Below are 14,162 nucleotides of genomic sequence, written 5' to 3' on the forward strand. Positions count from 1 at the left end.
CCATGCCGATCGACGAAACCATCGCCAGGTACAGCGATCTCGCGTTCAAGACGGCGATCGTGGTGTACGCGCTGGTGCTGGTGCTGCTGATCTGGCAGTACGCGACGGCGCGCAGCCGCCAGGTCAGCGAGCGTGAACTGGTGAGCGTGGGTGGCGGACCGACACCGCAGGGTCCCGGCCGGGTCGTCGAGCCCGCGCGGCGGCCGCTGTCGGAGCGGCTCGGCAACATGGCGTTCTCGGTGCTGATGGTCGCCATCGCGTTGCACGTCGGCGCGATCGTGTTGCGCGGCTTCGCGACCAACCGGTTCCCGCTGGGCAACATGTACGAGTTCGTCACCATGGCGACGGCCGCCGCCGTGCTGGTCGGGGTGGTGCTGCTGCGCGAACAGCGCTACCGCGCGATGTGGGCGTTCCTGCTCGTCCCGGTATTGATCCTGCTGTTCCTCGCGGGCACGGTGCTCTACGCCGACGCCGCGCCCGTGGTGCCCGCGTTGAAGTCGTTCTGGCTGCCGGTGCACGTCACCATCGTGAGCGTGGGCAGCGGCGTGTTCCTGTTCGCGGGCGTGGCGAGCATGCTGTTCCTCTACCGTCTGCGCCAGCCGGACGGCCAGGAGTCCGACAACGTCCTCGGCGTCATCGCCCGCCGCCTACCCGACGCCCGCACCCTGGACCGCCTGGCCTACAAGGCCACCATCATCGGTTTCCCGCTGTTCGGCGCCGGCGTCATCCTGGGAGCCATCTGGGCCGAGGCCGCCTGGGGCCGCTTCTGGGGCTGGGACCCGAAGGAAACCTGCTCCTTCATCGCCTGGGTCCTCTACGCCGCCTACCTGCACGCCCGAGCCACCTCCGGCTGGCGCGACACCAAGGCCGCCTGGATCAACATCGCCGCCTTCGTCGCGATGTTGTTCAATCTGTTCATCATCAACATGGTGATCAGCGGGTTGCACTCCTACGCCGGTCTGAACTGAGGCTTTACCCGCGCCTTCCGGCGCTCGGCGGCGGGCTCGTCCGGGTCGCTGGGCAAGTGGGAAGGCAGCGGCCGGCTCCGTGGCGCCTGCCGGGGAAACAGCCATCCGTCGGGGCAGTGCCGCCCCGTTACCATTGCGGCATGTCCGTTCCGGATGTAGAACACTCGGACCTCCCTGAGTACATGACATGGGAGGAGTTGGAGCGACTCCCCGAGGAGATCGCGGAGCGGATCGAGTTGTGGGACGGTCGTGTGGTCTGGTTGCGTCGCGGTCCTGCCGAGCATCAGACTTTCTCCAACCGGCTCTGGGCCACACTAGAGCGCTGTGCTCGGAAGGACATGTCCGACAATCCCGAACAGTGTTGGCGCGTCACCACCGAGACGAACGTATTTCTAAGTCACACCGGCAAGTCCAACTTCCTGACACCGGACTTCCTGGTCCACCGCTGTCTCGGATCGGCCTACCAGGATGTGCGCGGCAGTGACGTCGTCCTGGTCGGGGAGGTCCTGTCGCCCGGCAACCCGCAGACCGACATCGAAGCCGAAAAGGGGCGGTACGCCGGCTCGGGCATCCCGTGGTACTGGGAGGTGACGCTGGCCCGTGAGGTCAGCGCGATCGCCACCGTCCGCGCTTACGGTCTCGACATCGGCCATGCGCAGCTTCCGGACGGGGTTCACCCGCTTCGCGCCGCCAACTACATCCTCGCGGCCGAGTGGACCCACCGGGACCCGGACGGCGTCGAGTTCGACTTTCCGTTCCCGATCAGCATTCCGTGGGCCGAACTCGAATACTGAGGAGATCGGCTCGCACATTGACGCGGCACGCCAGTGTGCGCACGCATGCCGACACCGCGATCGGTCACAGGGCTGCTGCGCCGATGATCCGGGAGTGAGGCCGGTGAGGGCCGGGGTTGTGGTCGGGTTGCCTTCCGGGGTTCAGGTTGGTCTGTCCGCCGGGGGTCAGATTCGCCTGCGGGCCGCACGCCAGATCGGGCCAGGAACAGCTCGCCAGGTTGTGGTCCTGACCGGCTTGGGCGACACCGGCCGTCACCAGACCCATACCGAGCAGGGCGGGTGCGGCGGCGATCGCCAGAGCGCGGGCGAGCCGATGGGTGCGGCGGGTCGAGCGGTGGTTTCGCATCATGTGGTGTGCTCCTCGGTGTTCGTGTGGCGGGGCGGTCCCGCTGTCGTGATGACGCTGTCCAGCCTCATGGACACGGGAATGCGCGGAAAGGACACCAAGGGTGCACGGCCACCCACCCCCTGCGGTATGCCGATTCCCCCGAGGTGGGCTTCCTTTCCGTCATCCGGCGGATGGGGTCATCGACGATCCGCGATAGTTGCAAACGCAGCTTCATCAGGCTCGATGCATATGTGCTGCCGAACGATCTGCGTTCGTGGTCGCGATCGCGCTCGGCAATCATCCTCTGGTGCGGAGGAACTCGGAGTCGGCCGGGAAACGTCGAGTGCCGGAATTGGACGCAGTAGCAGGCGAGTTGAAGCTCAGACCTTGGCGGATGTCTTCTGCCGACGTCGATCTGGTACGGGAAGCGGCGGATAACAAGCTGATTGCGCTGATCACCACGGTGCCGTCGGTCTACACCGCCGAGGTTCTCGCCGCCCACGCAGGTTGCGAGGGCATTGCCGGTACGGCGGTGGCGAACTGTGGGAAGGCGCTCGGGATCACTGAACGCCGCAACCCGTACCGGTGCGTACCCGGAATGGTATTTCCCGGAATGCTGTGGTTTTTATTGACGTCTTTGCGCGGGAACAATCTGGAGGAAAACATTTTCAGAGTTTGTGCCAGAATTGCGCGGGACCGCCTCCGGTTCACGATGCGCGCAAAGCTCCGGTCGGCAACGCGCTGAAATATCCCACAGCGGAACCGATAACGCTACGAGTCCATCGTCCTACGAGACACGAGACTTCGCATGTCTGTTAACTAACCGCGCAAGCGCCTACGGGACGCCCGTGCTGCGGCAGTCGGGTGGGTCTAGAGTCGCGCGACGCAGACGACGAAATGCCGTTGCTGGTAGACGATTCCGCTGTCGGCCGAGCCGCAGGCGTTGACGTCGACGGTGTTCTGCTTGATGTCGATCACCCGGACCGCGCCGGGGGCGGGGGCCGCGCAATCCAGTCGCTTGGGATTGCCGGGGGTCAGTTCCATGCAGCCGCCGACTACCCAGTCGATGTCCAGGCACAGCGCGGCCTGTGTCGCCCCGTGCAGGGTCTCGTTGTAGGTGTGGTCGGCGTCGGTGGGGCACGCGGCGTTCGCGGGCGCCTTCTCGATGACCTTGTAGACGGAGTTAGGGCTGCCACAAGCGGTTTTGTCGATCCCGCCCGCGCCGCCGAGCTGCACGCAGTCGCCGATGCTCACCTGCAGGCTGGTGGCGCTCTTGTTCGACGCGCCACGCATCGCCGAGGTGGTCGGCAGCGGCTCGGTGGTGGTCGGCAGTTCCTCGGTCGTCGGCGGAGGCGTCGATGTGGTTGGTGCGGTGGCGGTCTGGGCGGCTGCGGCCGGCTCCTCGGCGGGGCCGGACATCGATAGCGCGGCGACGACCACGAGGGTGGCCGCCAGTCCGGTCCCGACCATGAAGGCGGCCAGGGTGATACCGGCGCGGACACGTTGGCGCGACACGTACGTCCTCCAGAGCTGTGAACCCTTCGACCCACCTAGCGACTCGAAGTTGTGAATCTTGCGGATTGAAGACCACGCCATGCTTACACTACGCGGCACGTCCGCGTCGAGTTTTGCTTCCCAGGCATAGCGATCCGCCCTGGGAATTCACCTGCGTGCGCGCATCGGAGCTATTGTGATCACAATTGGATAACGAACTGCTCGATCGTGTGTGCCGACCGCCAGATCTGGAAACAAGTCACGGGCGCTGTACAGTCACACGCCATCCGGCCTCCGGAGCCGGTGTCTCGGTGAGAAGGAATTCCAGAATGAAGTTCGGCACTATTGCCGCCATTACGCTCGGTGCGGTTGCCGCAGTGGGCATCACGGCGGGGGCCGCGAACGCGCAACCCGTAGAACCGGATCGAGAGATCACGACAGCAGGTGTCGAACAGGGGGTGGACTACCGCACCACGGTCTCGCGCGAGACCGGGGCCATCAGCACCGCCGTCGAGCACGGCACCTTCGCGGTGGTCGATGACGGCACCAAGATCAAGCTGACCTCCGATACCGGAGCCGTGGTCGCCGAAGTGCCGCTGACCTTCCAGGTTTCCGGCAGCAAGCTCTCGGTGGCGCACGAAATCTCCGACAGCGGACGGCGTCTCGCGCTCACCCCGAAGGCGGACGCCAAGGAGATCGGCGAGATGCAGCCGATCAGCTCGATGAACCGGCTGATCGCCGAACTGAACCAGAACGTCGTAGGCGTGGTCGGCGGCGCGCTGCTCGGCGGACTGCTGGGGGCCCTGATCGGCCTGGGCTTCTTCAGCATCATCACCGGCCCGATCGGCTTGGTCGTCGGCGCGATCGCGGGCGGAGCCATCCAGGGCGGGCAGCCGTTCATGGACGCGCTGATGGCGGTCGTCAACGGCGAACCCTGATCGGTACCCGCGGATCGGGTGTGGCAGGCGCACCGCAGCGCGCCTGCCACACCCGGACCGGGGTGTCGATCGCCGTGGTGTCCGACGAGGGAGAGGGAGTTCCCCCCGGCGGAACGGCCACGGTTGATACGCGGAACAAAGAGAACGCGCGAACGCCGGATATCGCTGGACGCGTGCTATCGCGCGGGTACTGCGAACGATCAGCGCTCGGCGGAACCGGACTCGCCGTCGCGGTGCTGGCGAGATAGTCGCCAGAGGAACTCCGGGTCGTCGTCGGGTCCGATGATGCGCTTGCGCTGTGGTGAACGGGTCTGCGGGGCAGTGGGTCCAGTCCGCTCGGGGCCGAACGCCTTCCAGCACAACACCGCTATTGCCACCACCGCGATGAGTGCCAACAGGTACGTCACGTCGCTCACCTCCTGATTACGAGGGTAGCCGCGGACGTGACTCCCGCACACCGCAGACGCAGAAAATGGTCTGCGGGCGAGCGCGGACCCGAGCACGACGGGCCCGCGTGCCCTGCGATCAGCGTGCGGTCGCCTCGGTGGTCAGCGACTTGAGCAGCTGGAGTACTTCCGATTCGCGAAACCGGCGATGTCCGCCCGGTGTGCGCAGCGACCCGAGGCGCCCGGCGTGGGCCCAGCGCGTCACGGTCTTGGGGTCGACGTGGAACAGGGCAGCAACCTGGCCCGGAGTCAGCAGGGTGTCCTGGCCGCCGACGGTGATCGCAGTCATAGCAAACCTCTCCGTTCTCGACAGTTCCCTCATCAGATGGCGCCATCGTCGCACTGAAACCCCTAGGTACTCGAACCACCTACAGTTGGTAAAGGGGAGGTAATAGACAAATCGGATGCGCGCCCCACCCCCGGCATTGGGCGTGCACCGGGGGCGGGCAACAGCTTCGCATAGGCTGAGGGATGTGCGTGACGCAACTCCACCAAAAGGTGCTTCCGGACAGCAAACGGCTGGCGCAGGTCGTCGGCTGGCCCGCAATCTGGCCCTCTACACCGTCGCCAGGTTGGGTCTCGTGGTAGTGCTGACCGCGGTGATCGTGCTGGCCGCGCGACTGGTGTCGGTGGACATTCCGTTGGTGGTCGCGGCCCTGTTCGCGCTAATCATCGCGATGCCGCTGTCACTGGCCCTGTTCAAGCGGCTGCGGGCCAAGGTCAACGAGGACATCGCCGTGGTCGACGAGCGCAGGCGCCGCGACAAGGCCGAGCTACGGGCGCGGTTGCGCGGCGACGAGCCGCCCACCCCGCCGGAGTCGGGGACGTCTTCGTGAAGTCCTGCGATCACACCGCACCGCGCGACTGGGTCGACAACGCGGTGCGGTTGATCGACGCCGACTCCCAGCGCAGCGCGGATACCCACTTGCTGCGCTACCCGCTACCCGCCGGGTGGAACGTCCAGCTCTACCTCAAGGACGAGTCCACGCACATCACCGGCAGCCTCAAGCACCGCCTGGCCCGCTCGCTGTTCCTGTACGCCATCTGCAACGGCTGGGTGACGGAGGGGACGACCGTGGTGGAGGCGTCCTCCGGTTCGACCGCGGTCAGCGAGGCATACTTCGCGAAGCTGCTCGGCTTGGACTTCGTGGCGGTGATGCCCGCGAGCACCTCCCCGCAGAAGATCGCGCTGATCGAGGCGCAGGGCGGTCGCTGCCATTTCGTGCGGCGCCCGCCGGACATGTACACCGAGGCGGCGCGGTTGGCGGCCGAATGCGGCGGTCACTACATGGACCAGTTCACCCACGCCGAGCGCGCCACCGACTGGCGTGGCAACAACAACATCGCCGAGTCGATCTTCCAGCAGATGGCGTTGGAGGCCAATCCGGTGCCGGAATGGATCGTGGTCGGCGCGGGCACGGGCGGCACCAGCGCCACGATCGGCCGCTACATCCGGTATCGCAGGCATGCGACGAAGCTGGCCGTGGTCGATCCGGAGAACTCCGCTTTCTACGGCGGCTACGAGACGCGGGACGCGGGCTACCAGACCGGAATGCCTTCGCGGATCGAAGGGATCGGGCGCCCGAGGGTCGAGCCCTCGTTCGTCGGCCAGGTGGTGGACCGCATGTTCGAGGTGCCCGACGCGGCGTCCATCGCGGCGGCCAGGTTCGCGAGCGCGCGGCTGGGCCGCCGGGTCGGCGGATCGACCGGGACCAACCTGTGGGGCGTGTTCGCCCTGATCGCCGAGATGCTCGCCGAAGGGCGCGGCGGCAGCGTCGTCACCCTGCTGTGTGACGGCGGAGACCGTTATGCCGGAACGTATTTCGACGATGCGTGGGTCGCGTCCCATGGGCTGGATCTCGCCGAGCCCACCGCCGTCCTGGAGAAGTTCGTGGCGACCGGAATCTGGGACGCCTGATCGGTTCAAGCCTCGCCTGAGCGCGAAGCCTTCTTGTTCGCCGAGCGTGGAATCGGGCTCTGCTATGCCATCGCATGTCAATTTTTGTTGACATCGCGCGGGGGCGTCAATAAAAATTGACGACATGACAGAAGCAACCACCCTGGCGGCCGCCGCGGGCAGCCCCGATCCCAAGGTCGGGCTGCGCGCGGTGCTCGCGCTACGCAGGCTGCTCGAACGTCTCGAAGCGATCCAGGTGGCCAACGCCCGTGCCCAGGGCTGGTCCTGGCAGGCGATCGCGGAAGCGCTCGAGGTGAGCAAGCAGGCGGTCCATCAGAAATACAACCGGAAAGGCAGGAGCCGCTGATGTTCGAACGGTTCAGCAGGTCGGCGCGCACGGCGATCGTCGTCGCCCAGGAGGACGCGCGCGAACTCCGCGCGTCGAATATCGAGGTCGAACACGTGTTGCTCGGATTGCTCGGCCAAGCCGAGCCGGAATTGGCGGCGTTGCTCGCGGAGGCGGGACTCACGCGCGACGGCGTGCGCCGCGCGCTGGCCGAGCAGGGGAATGGGGTTCCCCTCGGACCCGAGGATGCCGAGGCATTGCGGTCCATCGGCATCGATCTGGACGCCGTCCGGGAGTCACTGGAAGCGCATTTCGGTGAGGACGCGCTCGACCGCGCCGCGCCGGATCCGCGACGTGGATCGTTCCCGTGGGGTCGCGGGGGGTACTACGGGCACATCCCGTTCACCAAAGAAGCGAAGAAAGTGCTCGAGCTCTCCCTGCGGGAGGCGCTCGGCCGCAAGGACAAGAGCATCGAATCCGGGCACATGTTGCTCGGGATCATGCGCGCCCCCAACGAGACGACGGTGCGCTTGTTCGGCGGGCCCACCGTGATCAAGGAGTTGCGCCCCAAGGTGCATGCCCTGCTCGACCGTGCGGCCTGAGCCCGCGGACATGCGCAGGCGGAGTTCGTGTCTTCCAGCGGCGCATGTCCGCACCCTGGGCCTAGCATTGGGCCATGCAGCTCGTGATTCGGTTGATCATCAACGCGGTGGCCATCTGGCTGGCCGCCTTCTGGGTCGACAAGATCGACATCCTCGCTCCCGAAGGCGGCAACGGCGCCAAGATCGCGGTCGTCCTCGCGGTGGCCGCGGTGTTCACGGTGGTGAACGCGCTGGTCAAGCCGATCGTGAAGTTGCTGTCACTACCACTGGTGATCGTGACGCTGGGCCTGTTCCTGCTCGTGATCAACGCGTTCATGCTGTGGCTGACCGCCGAGATCACCGAAGCGTTCACCGATTACGGCCTGCGCGTCGAAGGTTTCTGGGCCGCGGTGATCGGCGGCATCATCGTCTCGATCGTGAACTGGGTGCTCGGCATCCTGGTGCCGGACGAGGATTAGTTCGCCACGCCGCTCGTGCGGAACTCGTCACCGGGCCGCGTCGGTCGGCACGCGCGCTAGCCCAGCCCGACCGCGAGCGCGGTGACCGCCGACCAGGCCAGCAGGGCCAGTCCGGAATCCCGCAGCGCGGGAATCAGTTCCAGGCCGCCCTTGCCGCCGCGCACCGGCGCGTTGGCGCGCACCGCGAGCGGGATCGCGATCAAGCCGGCCAGTGCCCACGGTGTGCGGGCGACCAGCGCCAACGTCACGAGGAACGGCACGGCGAGCAACGCGAGGTGCAGCGTGCGGGTGCGCGGGTCGCCGAGTTTCACCGCGAGCGTGACCTTCCCGGATTCGGTGTCGGTGGGGATGTCGCGCAGGTTGTTCGCGACGAGCACGGCGCTGGAGAACGCGCCCACCGCGACCGCCAGCAGCGCGCCCACCCAGTCGATCCGGTCCGCCTGCACGAACTGGGTGCCGAGCACCGCGACCAGGCCGAAGAAGACGAACACCGCCACTTCGCCGAATCCGCTGTAGCCGTACGGGTTGCTGCCGCCGGTGTAGTACCAGGCCCCCGCCAGGCAGGCCGCGCCGATGAGCAGCAGCCACCACGCGCTGGTGAACACCAGCACCAGACCGAAGACCGCGCCGATGACCAGGCTGACGATCGCGGCGGTCTTCACCGCGCCGGGCGAGGCCAGCTTCTGCCCGACCAGGCGCAACGGGCCGACCCGGACGTCGTCGGTGCCGCGGACGCCGTCGGAGTAGTCGTTGGCGTAGTTCACGCCGATGATCAGCGCCAGCGAAACGAGCAGCGCGAGAATCGCTTTCCACCACACCGCACCGTCGAGGGACGCGGCTGCACCGGTTCCGGCGAGCACCGGGGCGATCGCGTTCGGCAGGGTACGGGGTCGCGCGCCCTCGATCCATTGCGCTGCAGTAGCCATGTCCGCAGCATAATGGGCGCATTCGGACACGGCCCGCCCTCAGCTCGCGCGCGGCGATCAGGCCGTTTCGGTCGTCGCCGCCTGCTGCAACCGCGCGAGCCCCTTTTCGAAGTCCCGGCCGACGAATCTGTCCATCGGGATGAACTTGCCGATGACGCCCATCAGGCCGGTCTGCCTGCCGGTCATCCGCCAAGTCACTTCGGTGCCGGTCTCGACCGGGTCCAGGATGAAGGTCACCATGTTGGTCGCCTTCATCGGCTTCAGGAAATCCAGGCGAACGCCGATCTCGCGGTCGGCGCTGCCGATGATCTCCATGCTGCCCGCGCCGGCCTTGCGGTTGCCGCTCCAGGCGTAGCGCGCGCCGACACCGGAGTCCGCGCCGGAATAACTGCGCTGCAGCTGCGGGTCGAGGTCCTCCCATGGCGACCACTCGACCCACTTGTGGAAATCGTTGATCAGCCTGTGTACACGCGCGGGCTCGGCCGTGACCACGGCCGATCGGACCACCTCGAACTCAGCCATGGGGGTCAGACTATGCCACCGACCGCGCACAGTCCCGGCAAAAAAATCGTGTCGGCCGCGTCGGGTCCGCTCGCCTACGATGACCGCGGGATGTTTCCGGAGCGCAGCGGCCCGCACGGCCACAGTCGAGCAGTGACGACGCCCGCAGGCGAATCGGTCGTGGTGGCCCTGCTGGGCGAGGTCGCGCTGCGCCGTGACGGCCTGCTGACGCCGCTGCCCGGCGCGCGATCCCGGCTGCTGCTCACCGCCCTCGCGCTGCGGCCCGGCCGCAGCCGCCGCGCGCACGCCCTGATCGAGGATGTCTGGGGCGAACAGCCGCCACGGTCGCCGATGAACGCGCTGCACACCCAGGTCTCCCGGCTGCGGTCGGCACTGCCGGAGGGCGCGCTGGAAATCGGCCCGGCGGGCTACCGGTTGACGCTCGCCGCCGAACAGGTCGATTTGTCCTCGGTAGGCGAGCGCGTCACGCGGGCGCGCGAGCTGCACGCCGCGGGTGACCTTTCCGGATGTTTGGCGCAGATCGCGAGCGCGCGGGTGCTGTGGCGCGGGGATCCCGGCGCCGACCTGCCACCGGGTGACCTCGCCGACGAGTTACGCCACGCGGCCGGGCGGCGAAGCGCCGAACTCGATGAGCTCGAACTCGCCGCACGCGAGGGCGGCGGTGACATCGACGGCGCCTTGGACCTGGCTCGGCTGCGCGCCGCCGCGGACCCGTTGGACGAGCCCGCGCAGCTGACCCTGATGCGTCTGCTCGCGACCTCGGGACGGAGCAACGAGGCGCTGGAATCGTTCGCGGCCTTCCGTTCGCGATTGGCCGACCAGCTCGGCGCCGATCCCGGACCGGCGCTTTCCGCGGCGCATACGGCGATCCTGCGCGGAGAGCCGATCGGGCCCACCGCGTCGCCGCGTGCCACGACGCCGGTGGCGAGCGCGGGCTACCGATCCGGGTCCCCGGCCACTTCCACGCCCTCGGCCGAAGCGGCCCCGGAATCGCAGCCCGCCGCGATGGGTCTGCGCGCCGCCCCCAACGCGCTGCTCGGCCGGACGGACGATCTCGCCGCGCTCACCGATCTGCTGGACGACTCCAGGGTGGTGACCGTGCTCGGCCCGGGCGGCGCGGGCAAGACCAGGGTCGCGAACGAGCTCGGTGCGCGGGTGGCGCGCACCCGCCCGGTGGCGCTGGTGGAGCTGGCCTCGGTGCGTGCCGAAGGAGGCGACGCCAGGGTCGAGATCGAGGCGGCGATCGCCGCGGTGCTCGGGCTCAGCGAGGTCACCTTCGACGCGGCGGCGCTGCGCGCCGGGCAGACGGTCGATCTGCGCAGGCGGTTGCGCGACGCGGTGTCGGCGCGCTCGATGCTGCTGATCCTGGACAACTGCGAGCATCTGGTCGACGCGGTCGCCGTGGTGGTCGCCGACCTGATCGGCGTCGCGCCACGGCTGACCGTGCTCACCACGAGCCGATCGCCGCTGACGATCACCGCGGAGACCGTGTATCCGTTGCCGCCGCTGACCATCGATCCGGCGGGCTCACCCGCCACCGAGCTGTTCGCCGCCCGTGCCAGGGCCGTGCGCCCGGCGGCCCGGCTGGACCCCGAGATCGTCGCCCAGCTCTGCCACACGCTCGACGGGCTGCCGCTGGCCATCGAACTGGCCGCCGCCCGTGTCCGGGTGATGAGCGTCGAGGAGATCAACGAGCGATTGGCCGATCGGTTCGCGCTGCTGCGCCACGGCGACCGCAGTTCGCCCGAACGGCATCGCACGCTGCACGCGGTGATCGACTGGAGCTGGAACCTGCTCGATACCGAACAGCAAGCGACACTGCGCCGGTTGTGTCGATTCCCGGCCGGTTTCACGCTTTCGGCCGCCGAGGCGGTCGCCGGTGGAGCCGACGTGACCGATGTCGCCGCGGCCGTCGACGGTCTGGTCAACCAATCGCTGCTCACCGTGCTGGACGACGACCTGCTCGGCACCCGCTATCGCATGCTGGAGACGGTGCGGGAATTCGGTGAAGAGCAGTTGGCCGCCACGGCGGGGGAGCCGGACGCGGTCGACACCCGGATGATGCGGTGGGCCAAGGACTACGCCGACGACGCGGCGAGCCGGTATATGACCGGCGATCAGGTTCACCTCGCCCTCTCCGTGGCGGCGGAGCTGGACAACTTGCTCGCCGCGCTGCGTTGTGGCATCGAACGACGGGACGCGGCGACGGCCTACACGGTGTTCCCGGTCGTCGCCACGCTGTGGGTGATCCGCGGATCGCATATGGAAGTGATCGCCTGGGCCCAGCGGGTCATCGAACTGGAGCCGGCCGACTTCGGCCAGGAAGGTCCGCGTCCGGACCTCGTGCTCGTCACCTACCAGATGACGTTCCTGCATCTCGCTTACACCAACGGCAGCGCCAGGGAGATCGCCGTGCTGCGCCTGCGCGTGCGCCGATTGCTTCGTCGCTCCGTCGAACTCAGCGAGAACAGCCGATTCATCGCCCGGGTGGTGCTCACCAGAGCCGATGCGCGCGGACTCAGCAGGCTGCTCGCCGAGGCGGCGCGTTCGGCCGATCCGGAGACCAGGGGCACGGCGCTGTTGCTGCGGGCCAACATTCGGGAAAACCTCGGCGACGTGCGCGGATCCACCATCGATGCGATGAAGGCGCTGGAGGTCCTCGGACACGAGAACGTCTGGAGCGTGGCCATGGTGAGCAGGCACCTCGGACAGGTCTGTGGACAGATCGCCCAGTACGCCGAATCGGTGACCTATTACCGCCGCTCGCTCGACTTGCTGCAGCGGCTCGGCGCCTACGAGGACACGGTGGAGATCCGCAGCCTGCTGGTGGCTTCGCTGGTAGGTGCCGGCGATCTGGAGCAGGCCCGGCGGGAACTCGACCTCGCGCTGGGCACGCCGGACCTGGACACCTCGTCTCTCGGACAGAATCGGCTGCTGTCCACGGTGATGCAGAGTTCGGCGGAAGTGGCGTTCGCGATGGGTGACACCGCAGGCGGTTTCGCGCGCTACGAGCGGGCACTGGAGCTGTTCGGCTGGCCGGACCAGGCGCTCGGTCCCGGACCCGGCGCCCTGATGCTCGCCGCCGCGGCGCTCGCCGCGCAGGTACTCCACGGCGGCGTCGGCTCGAGCGCGGTCCTGGCCGTACAGCTGGCCGAACTCACCGTGCCGATGATGACCCAGTACCGGGACCTGCCGCAGATCGGCGGTGTCGCCTGCGCGGTCGGGTCGTATCTCATCGCCGTCGACCGCGAGGTCGGCACGGGTCTTGACTTGTTGATGCTGGCGCCGAACGTCTTCTGCCGTCAGGATTTCCCCTCCATGCGCTGGCAACGGCACCTGGACGCGGCGATCGCGAAGCTCGGTGCCGACCAGGTCGCGCAAGCCCGCCGCAGCCTCGGCCACCTGCGCCGCGGTGAATCCGCCGACCGCATCATGCGAATGCTTCACAGCCTGAGGGCCACCCACTGACGGTCTTCGCTTACGTCATTCGTTCTTCGCCGACGTTCTGGCGTGCGCGGGGGATTCCGGTGTCGTACGAAATAAAGCAGGCCGGGTAACAGTCGTCACCCGGCCTGCTCGTGTGTGGAGAAGGCTCACGCCCGCCGCATGTACGCCTTGACCGTGAGCGGTGCGAAGATCGCGATGACGACCAGCGCGCCGATCAACGACCAGGCCAGGTCGCCGCCGAAACCGGCGCCGTTCATCAATCCGCGGCACGCGTTCACCATGTAGTACACGGGGTTCACGTGATTGAGCCCCTGCATCCAGCCCGGCATCGTGCTCACCATGGCGAATGCGCCGGACATGAAGGTCAGCGGGAACATGATCATCATCGAGATCCCCTGCACGCCCGCGGCACTCTTGCCGGTGACGCCGACCAGCGCCCAGATCCAGCTGATCGCGAACGAGCAGACCACGATGACCAGACCCGCCGCGACCACGCCGAGCACACCGCCCTCCGGGCGATAGCCGATGGCGACGCCGACGACGATGGTGAGCACGGTCGCGATGACGTAGCGCACCATGTCGGCCAGCAGCGCGCCCGCCAGCGCCGAGATGCGGGCGATGGGCAGGGACTTGAACCGGTCGAAGACGCCCTTGTCCATGTCCTCACGCAACTGGGTGCCGGTGACCACCGAGGTGAGCACCACGGTCTGCACCAGGATGCCGGGGATCAGGACCGGCAGGTAGTCGTGCACGCTGCCGCCGATGGCGCCGCCGAAGATGTAGGCGAACAAGGCGGTGAACAGGATCGGCTGGATCGTCACGTCGAACAGCTGCTCGGGCTTGTGCTTGATCTTCAGCAGGCCGCGGTAGGCCATGGTGAACGAATTCGATACCGCCTGGCCCAGCGGAACGTGGTTGCTGACTTCGGGAATCTTCGTCGGCGCGGCATGGCGCGCCTCGGTCGTGGTGATGGTGGTCATGCTGGGTTCCTTATCG

The 14,162-nt window shown here is 67.7% G+C and carries 17 protein-coding genes; 10 read left to right on the plus strand and 7 right to left on the minus strand.

The annotated features are described in order from the left end of the window. Window positions 1–2: 2 nt before the first annotated feature. Window positions 3–968 (plus strand): c-type cytochrome biogenesis protein CcsB, encoded by a 966-nt coding sequence (gene ccsB, locus ACGF7Y_RS13215; RefSeq protein ID WP_393232954.1) that lies wholly within the window; start codon window positions 3–5, stop codon window positions 966–968. A 140-nt stretch (window positions 969–1,108) separates the two neighbouring features. Further along, window positions 1,109–1,762: a Uma2 family endonuclease gene (locus ACGF7Y_RS13220; protein ID WP_393232957.1), complete on the plus strand. Its 654-nt coding sequence runs from the start codon at window positions 1,109–1,111 to the stop codon at window positions 1,760–1,762. Between the two features lie 64 nt (window positions 1,763–1,826). Here ACGF7Y_RS13220 and ACGF7Y_RS13225 read toward each other — a convergent pair whose 3' ends face one another. Further along, a complete protein-coding gene (locus tag ACGF7Y_RS13225; protein WP_393232960.1) occupies window positions 1,827–2,111 on the minus strand; it encodes a hypothetical protein in 285 nt (94 codons plus the stop codon). A 253-nt stretch (window positions 2,112–2,364) separates the two neighbouring features. Between ACGF7Y_RS13225 and ACGF7Y_RS13230 the strand changes: the two genes are divergently transcribed. After that, the gene (locus tag ACGF7Y_RS13230) at window positions 2,365–2,835 is read left to right on the plus strand and encodes a hypothetical protein (protein ID WP_393232963.1); all 471 of its coding nucleotides are present in this window, start codon (window positions 2,365–2,367) and stop codon (window positions 2,833–2,835) included. A gap of 125 nt (window positions 2,836–2,960) precedes the next feature. On the opposite strand, the gene ACGF7Y_RS13235 is transcribed toward ACGF7Y_RS13230, so the two are convergent. Continuing rightward, window positions 2,961–3,605 (minus strand): hypothetical protein, encoded by a 645-nt coding sequence (locus ACGF7Y_RS13235; RefSeq protein ID WP_393232965.1) that lies wholly within the window; start codon window positions 3,603–3,605, stop codon window positions 2,961–2,963. Between the two features lie 308 nt (window positions 3,606–3,913). Here ACGF7Y_RS13235 and ACGF7Y_RS13240 point away from each other — a divergent pair, with 308 nt between their 5' ends. Then, a complete protein-coding gene (locus ACGF7Y_RS13240; RefSeq protein ID WP_040870361.1) occupies window positions 3,914–4,522 on the plus strand; it encodes a hypothetical protein in 609 nt (202 codons plus the stop codon). Window positions 4,523–4,722: 200 nt separating this feature from the next. On the opposite strand, the gene ACGF7Y_RS13245 is transcribed toward ACGF7Y_RS13240, so the two are convergent. Both ACGF7Y_RS13245 and ACGF7Y_RS13250 read right to left on the minus strand, forming a co-directional pair. Next, entirely contained in the window at window positions 4,723–4,929 is a 207-nt protein-coding gene (locus ACGF7Y_RS13245) for a hypothetical protein (RefSeq protein ID WP_393232968.1), read from the minus strand. Between the two features lie 118 nt (window positions 4,930–5,047). Then, complete coding sequence (locus ACGF7Y_RS13250) at window positions 5,048–5,257, minus strand: BldC family transcriptional regulator (RefSeq protein WP_040783886.1); 210 nt, start codon at window positions 5,255–5,257, stop codon at window positions 5,048–5,050. Window positions 5,258–5,441: 184 nt separating this feature from the next. On the opposite strand from ACGF7Y_RS13250, the gene ACGF7Y_RS13255 reads away from it, so the two are divergent. The 5 genes from ACGF7Y_RS13255 (at window position 5,442) to ACGF7Y_RS13275 (ending at window position 8,271) form a co-directional block, all read left to right on the plus strand. Further along, a complete protein-coding gene (locus ACGF7Y_RS13255) occupies window positions 5,442–5,804 on the plus strand; it encodes a DUF4229 domain-containing protein (protein WP_062968238.1) in 363 nt (120 codons plus the stop codon). Further along, complete coding sequence (locus ACGF7Y_RS13260; protein WP_393232970.1) at window positions 5,801–6,886, plus strand: PLP-dependent cysteine synthase family protein; 1,086 nt, start codon at window positions 5,801–5,803, stop codon at window positions 6,884–6,886. The genes ACGF7Y_RS13255 and ACGF7Y_RS13260 overlap by 4 nt, the downstream gene beginning before the upstream one ends. A 124-nt stretch (window positions 6,887–7,010) precedes the next feature. Then, complete coding sequence (locus tag ACGF7Y_RS13265; protein WP_040870358.1) at window positions 7,011–7,232, plus strand: helix-turn-helix domain-containing protein; 222 nt, start codon at window positions 7,011–7,013, stop codon at window positions 7,230–7,232. After that, complete coding sequence (locus ACGF7Y_RS13270; RefSeq protein ID WP_393232972.1) at window positions 7,232–7,813, plus strand: Clp protease N-terminal domain-containing protein; 582 nt, start codon at window positions 7,232–7,234, stop codon at window positions 7,811–7,813. The genes ACGF7Y_RS13265 and ACGF7Y_RS13270 overlap by 1 nt, the downstream gene beginning before the upstream one ends. Window positions 7,814–7,887: 74 nt before the next feature. Further along, a complete protein-coding gene (locus ACGF7Y_RS13275; protein WP_040870356.1) occupies window positions 7,888–8,271 on the plus strand; it encodes a phage holin family protein in 384 nt (127 codons plus the stop codon). Between the two features lie 56 nt (window positions 8,272–8,327). Here the strand turns inward: ACGF7Y_RS13275 and ACGF7Y_RS13280 are convergent, their stop codons facing one another. Both ACGF7Y_RS13280 and ACGF7Y_RS13285 read right to left on the minus strand, forming a co-directional pair. After that, on the minus strand, window positions 8,328–9,197 hold the full coding sequence (locus ACGF7Y_RS13280) for a 1,4-dihydroxy-2-naphthoate polyprenyltransferase (RefSeq protein ID WP_393232974.1): 870 nt from the start codon (window positions 9,195–9,197) through the stop codon (window positions 8,328–8,330). Between the two features lie 57 nt (window positions 9,198–9,254). Continuing rightward, a complete protein-coding gene (locus ACGF7Y_RS13285) occupies window positions 9,255–9,719 on the minus strand; it encodes an SRPBCC family protein (RefSeq protein ID WP_391462018.1) in 465 nt (154 codons plus the stop codon). A 132-nt stretch (window positions 9,720–9,851) separates the two neighbouring features. On the opposite strand from ACGF7Y_RS13285, the gene ACGF7Y_RS13290 reads away from it, so the two are divergent. Continuing rightward, window positions 9,852–13,187 (plus strand): BTAD domain-containing putative transcriptional regulator, encoded by a 3,336-nt coding sequence (locus tag ACGF7Y_RS13290; protein WP_393232977.1) that lies wholly within the window; start codon window positions 9,852–9,854, stop codon window positions 13,185–13,187. Window positions 13,188–13,312: 125 nt separating this feature from the next. Here the strand turns inward: ACGF7Y_RS13290 and ACGF7Y_RS13295 are convergent, their stop codons facing one another. Continuing rightward, window positions 13,313–14,146 carry an ABC transporter permease gene (locus tag ACGF7Y_RS13295; RefSeq protein ID WP_393232980.1) on the minus strand — a complete coding sequence of 278 codons (834 nt, stop codon included), beginning with the start codon at window positions 14,144–14,146 and terminating at the stop codon, window positions 13,313–13,315. Window positions 14,147–14,162: the final 16 nt, after the last annotated feature.

Origin of the sequence: Nocardia sp. NPDC047654, assembly GCF_043205035.1 — a bacterium.
Classification (GTDB): Bacteria; Actinomycetota; Actinomycetes; order Mycobacteriales; family Mycobacteriaceae; genus Nocardia.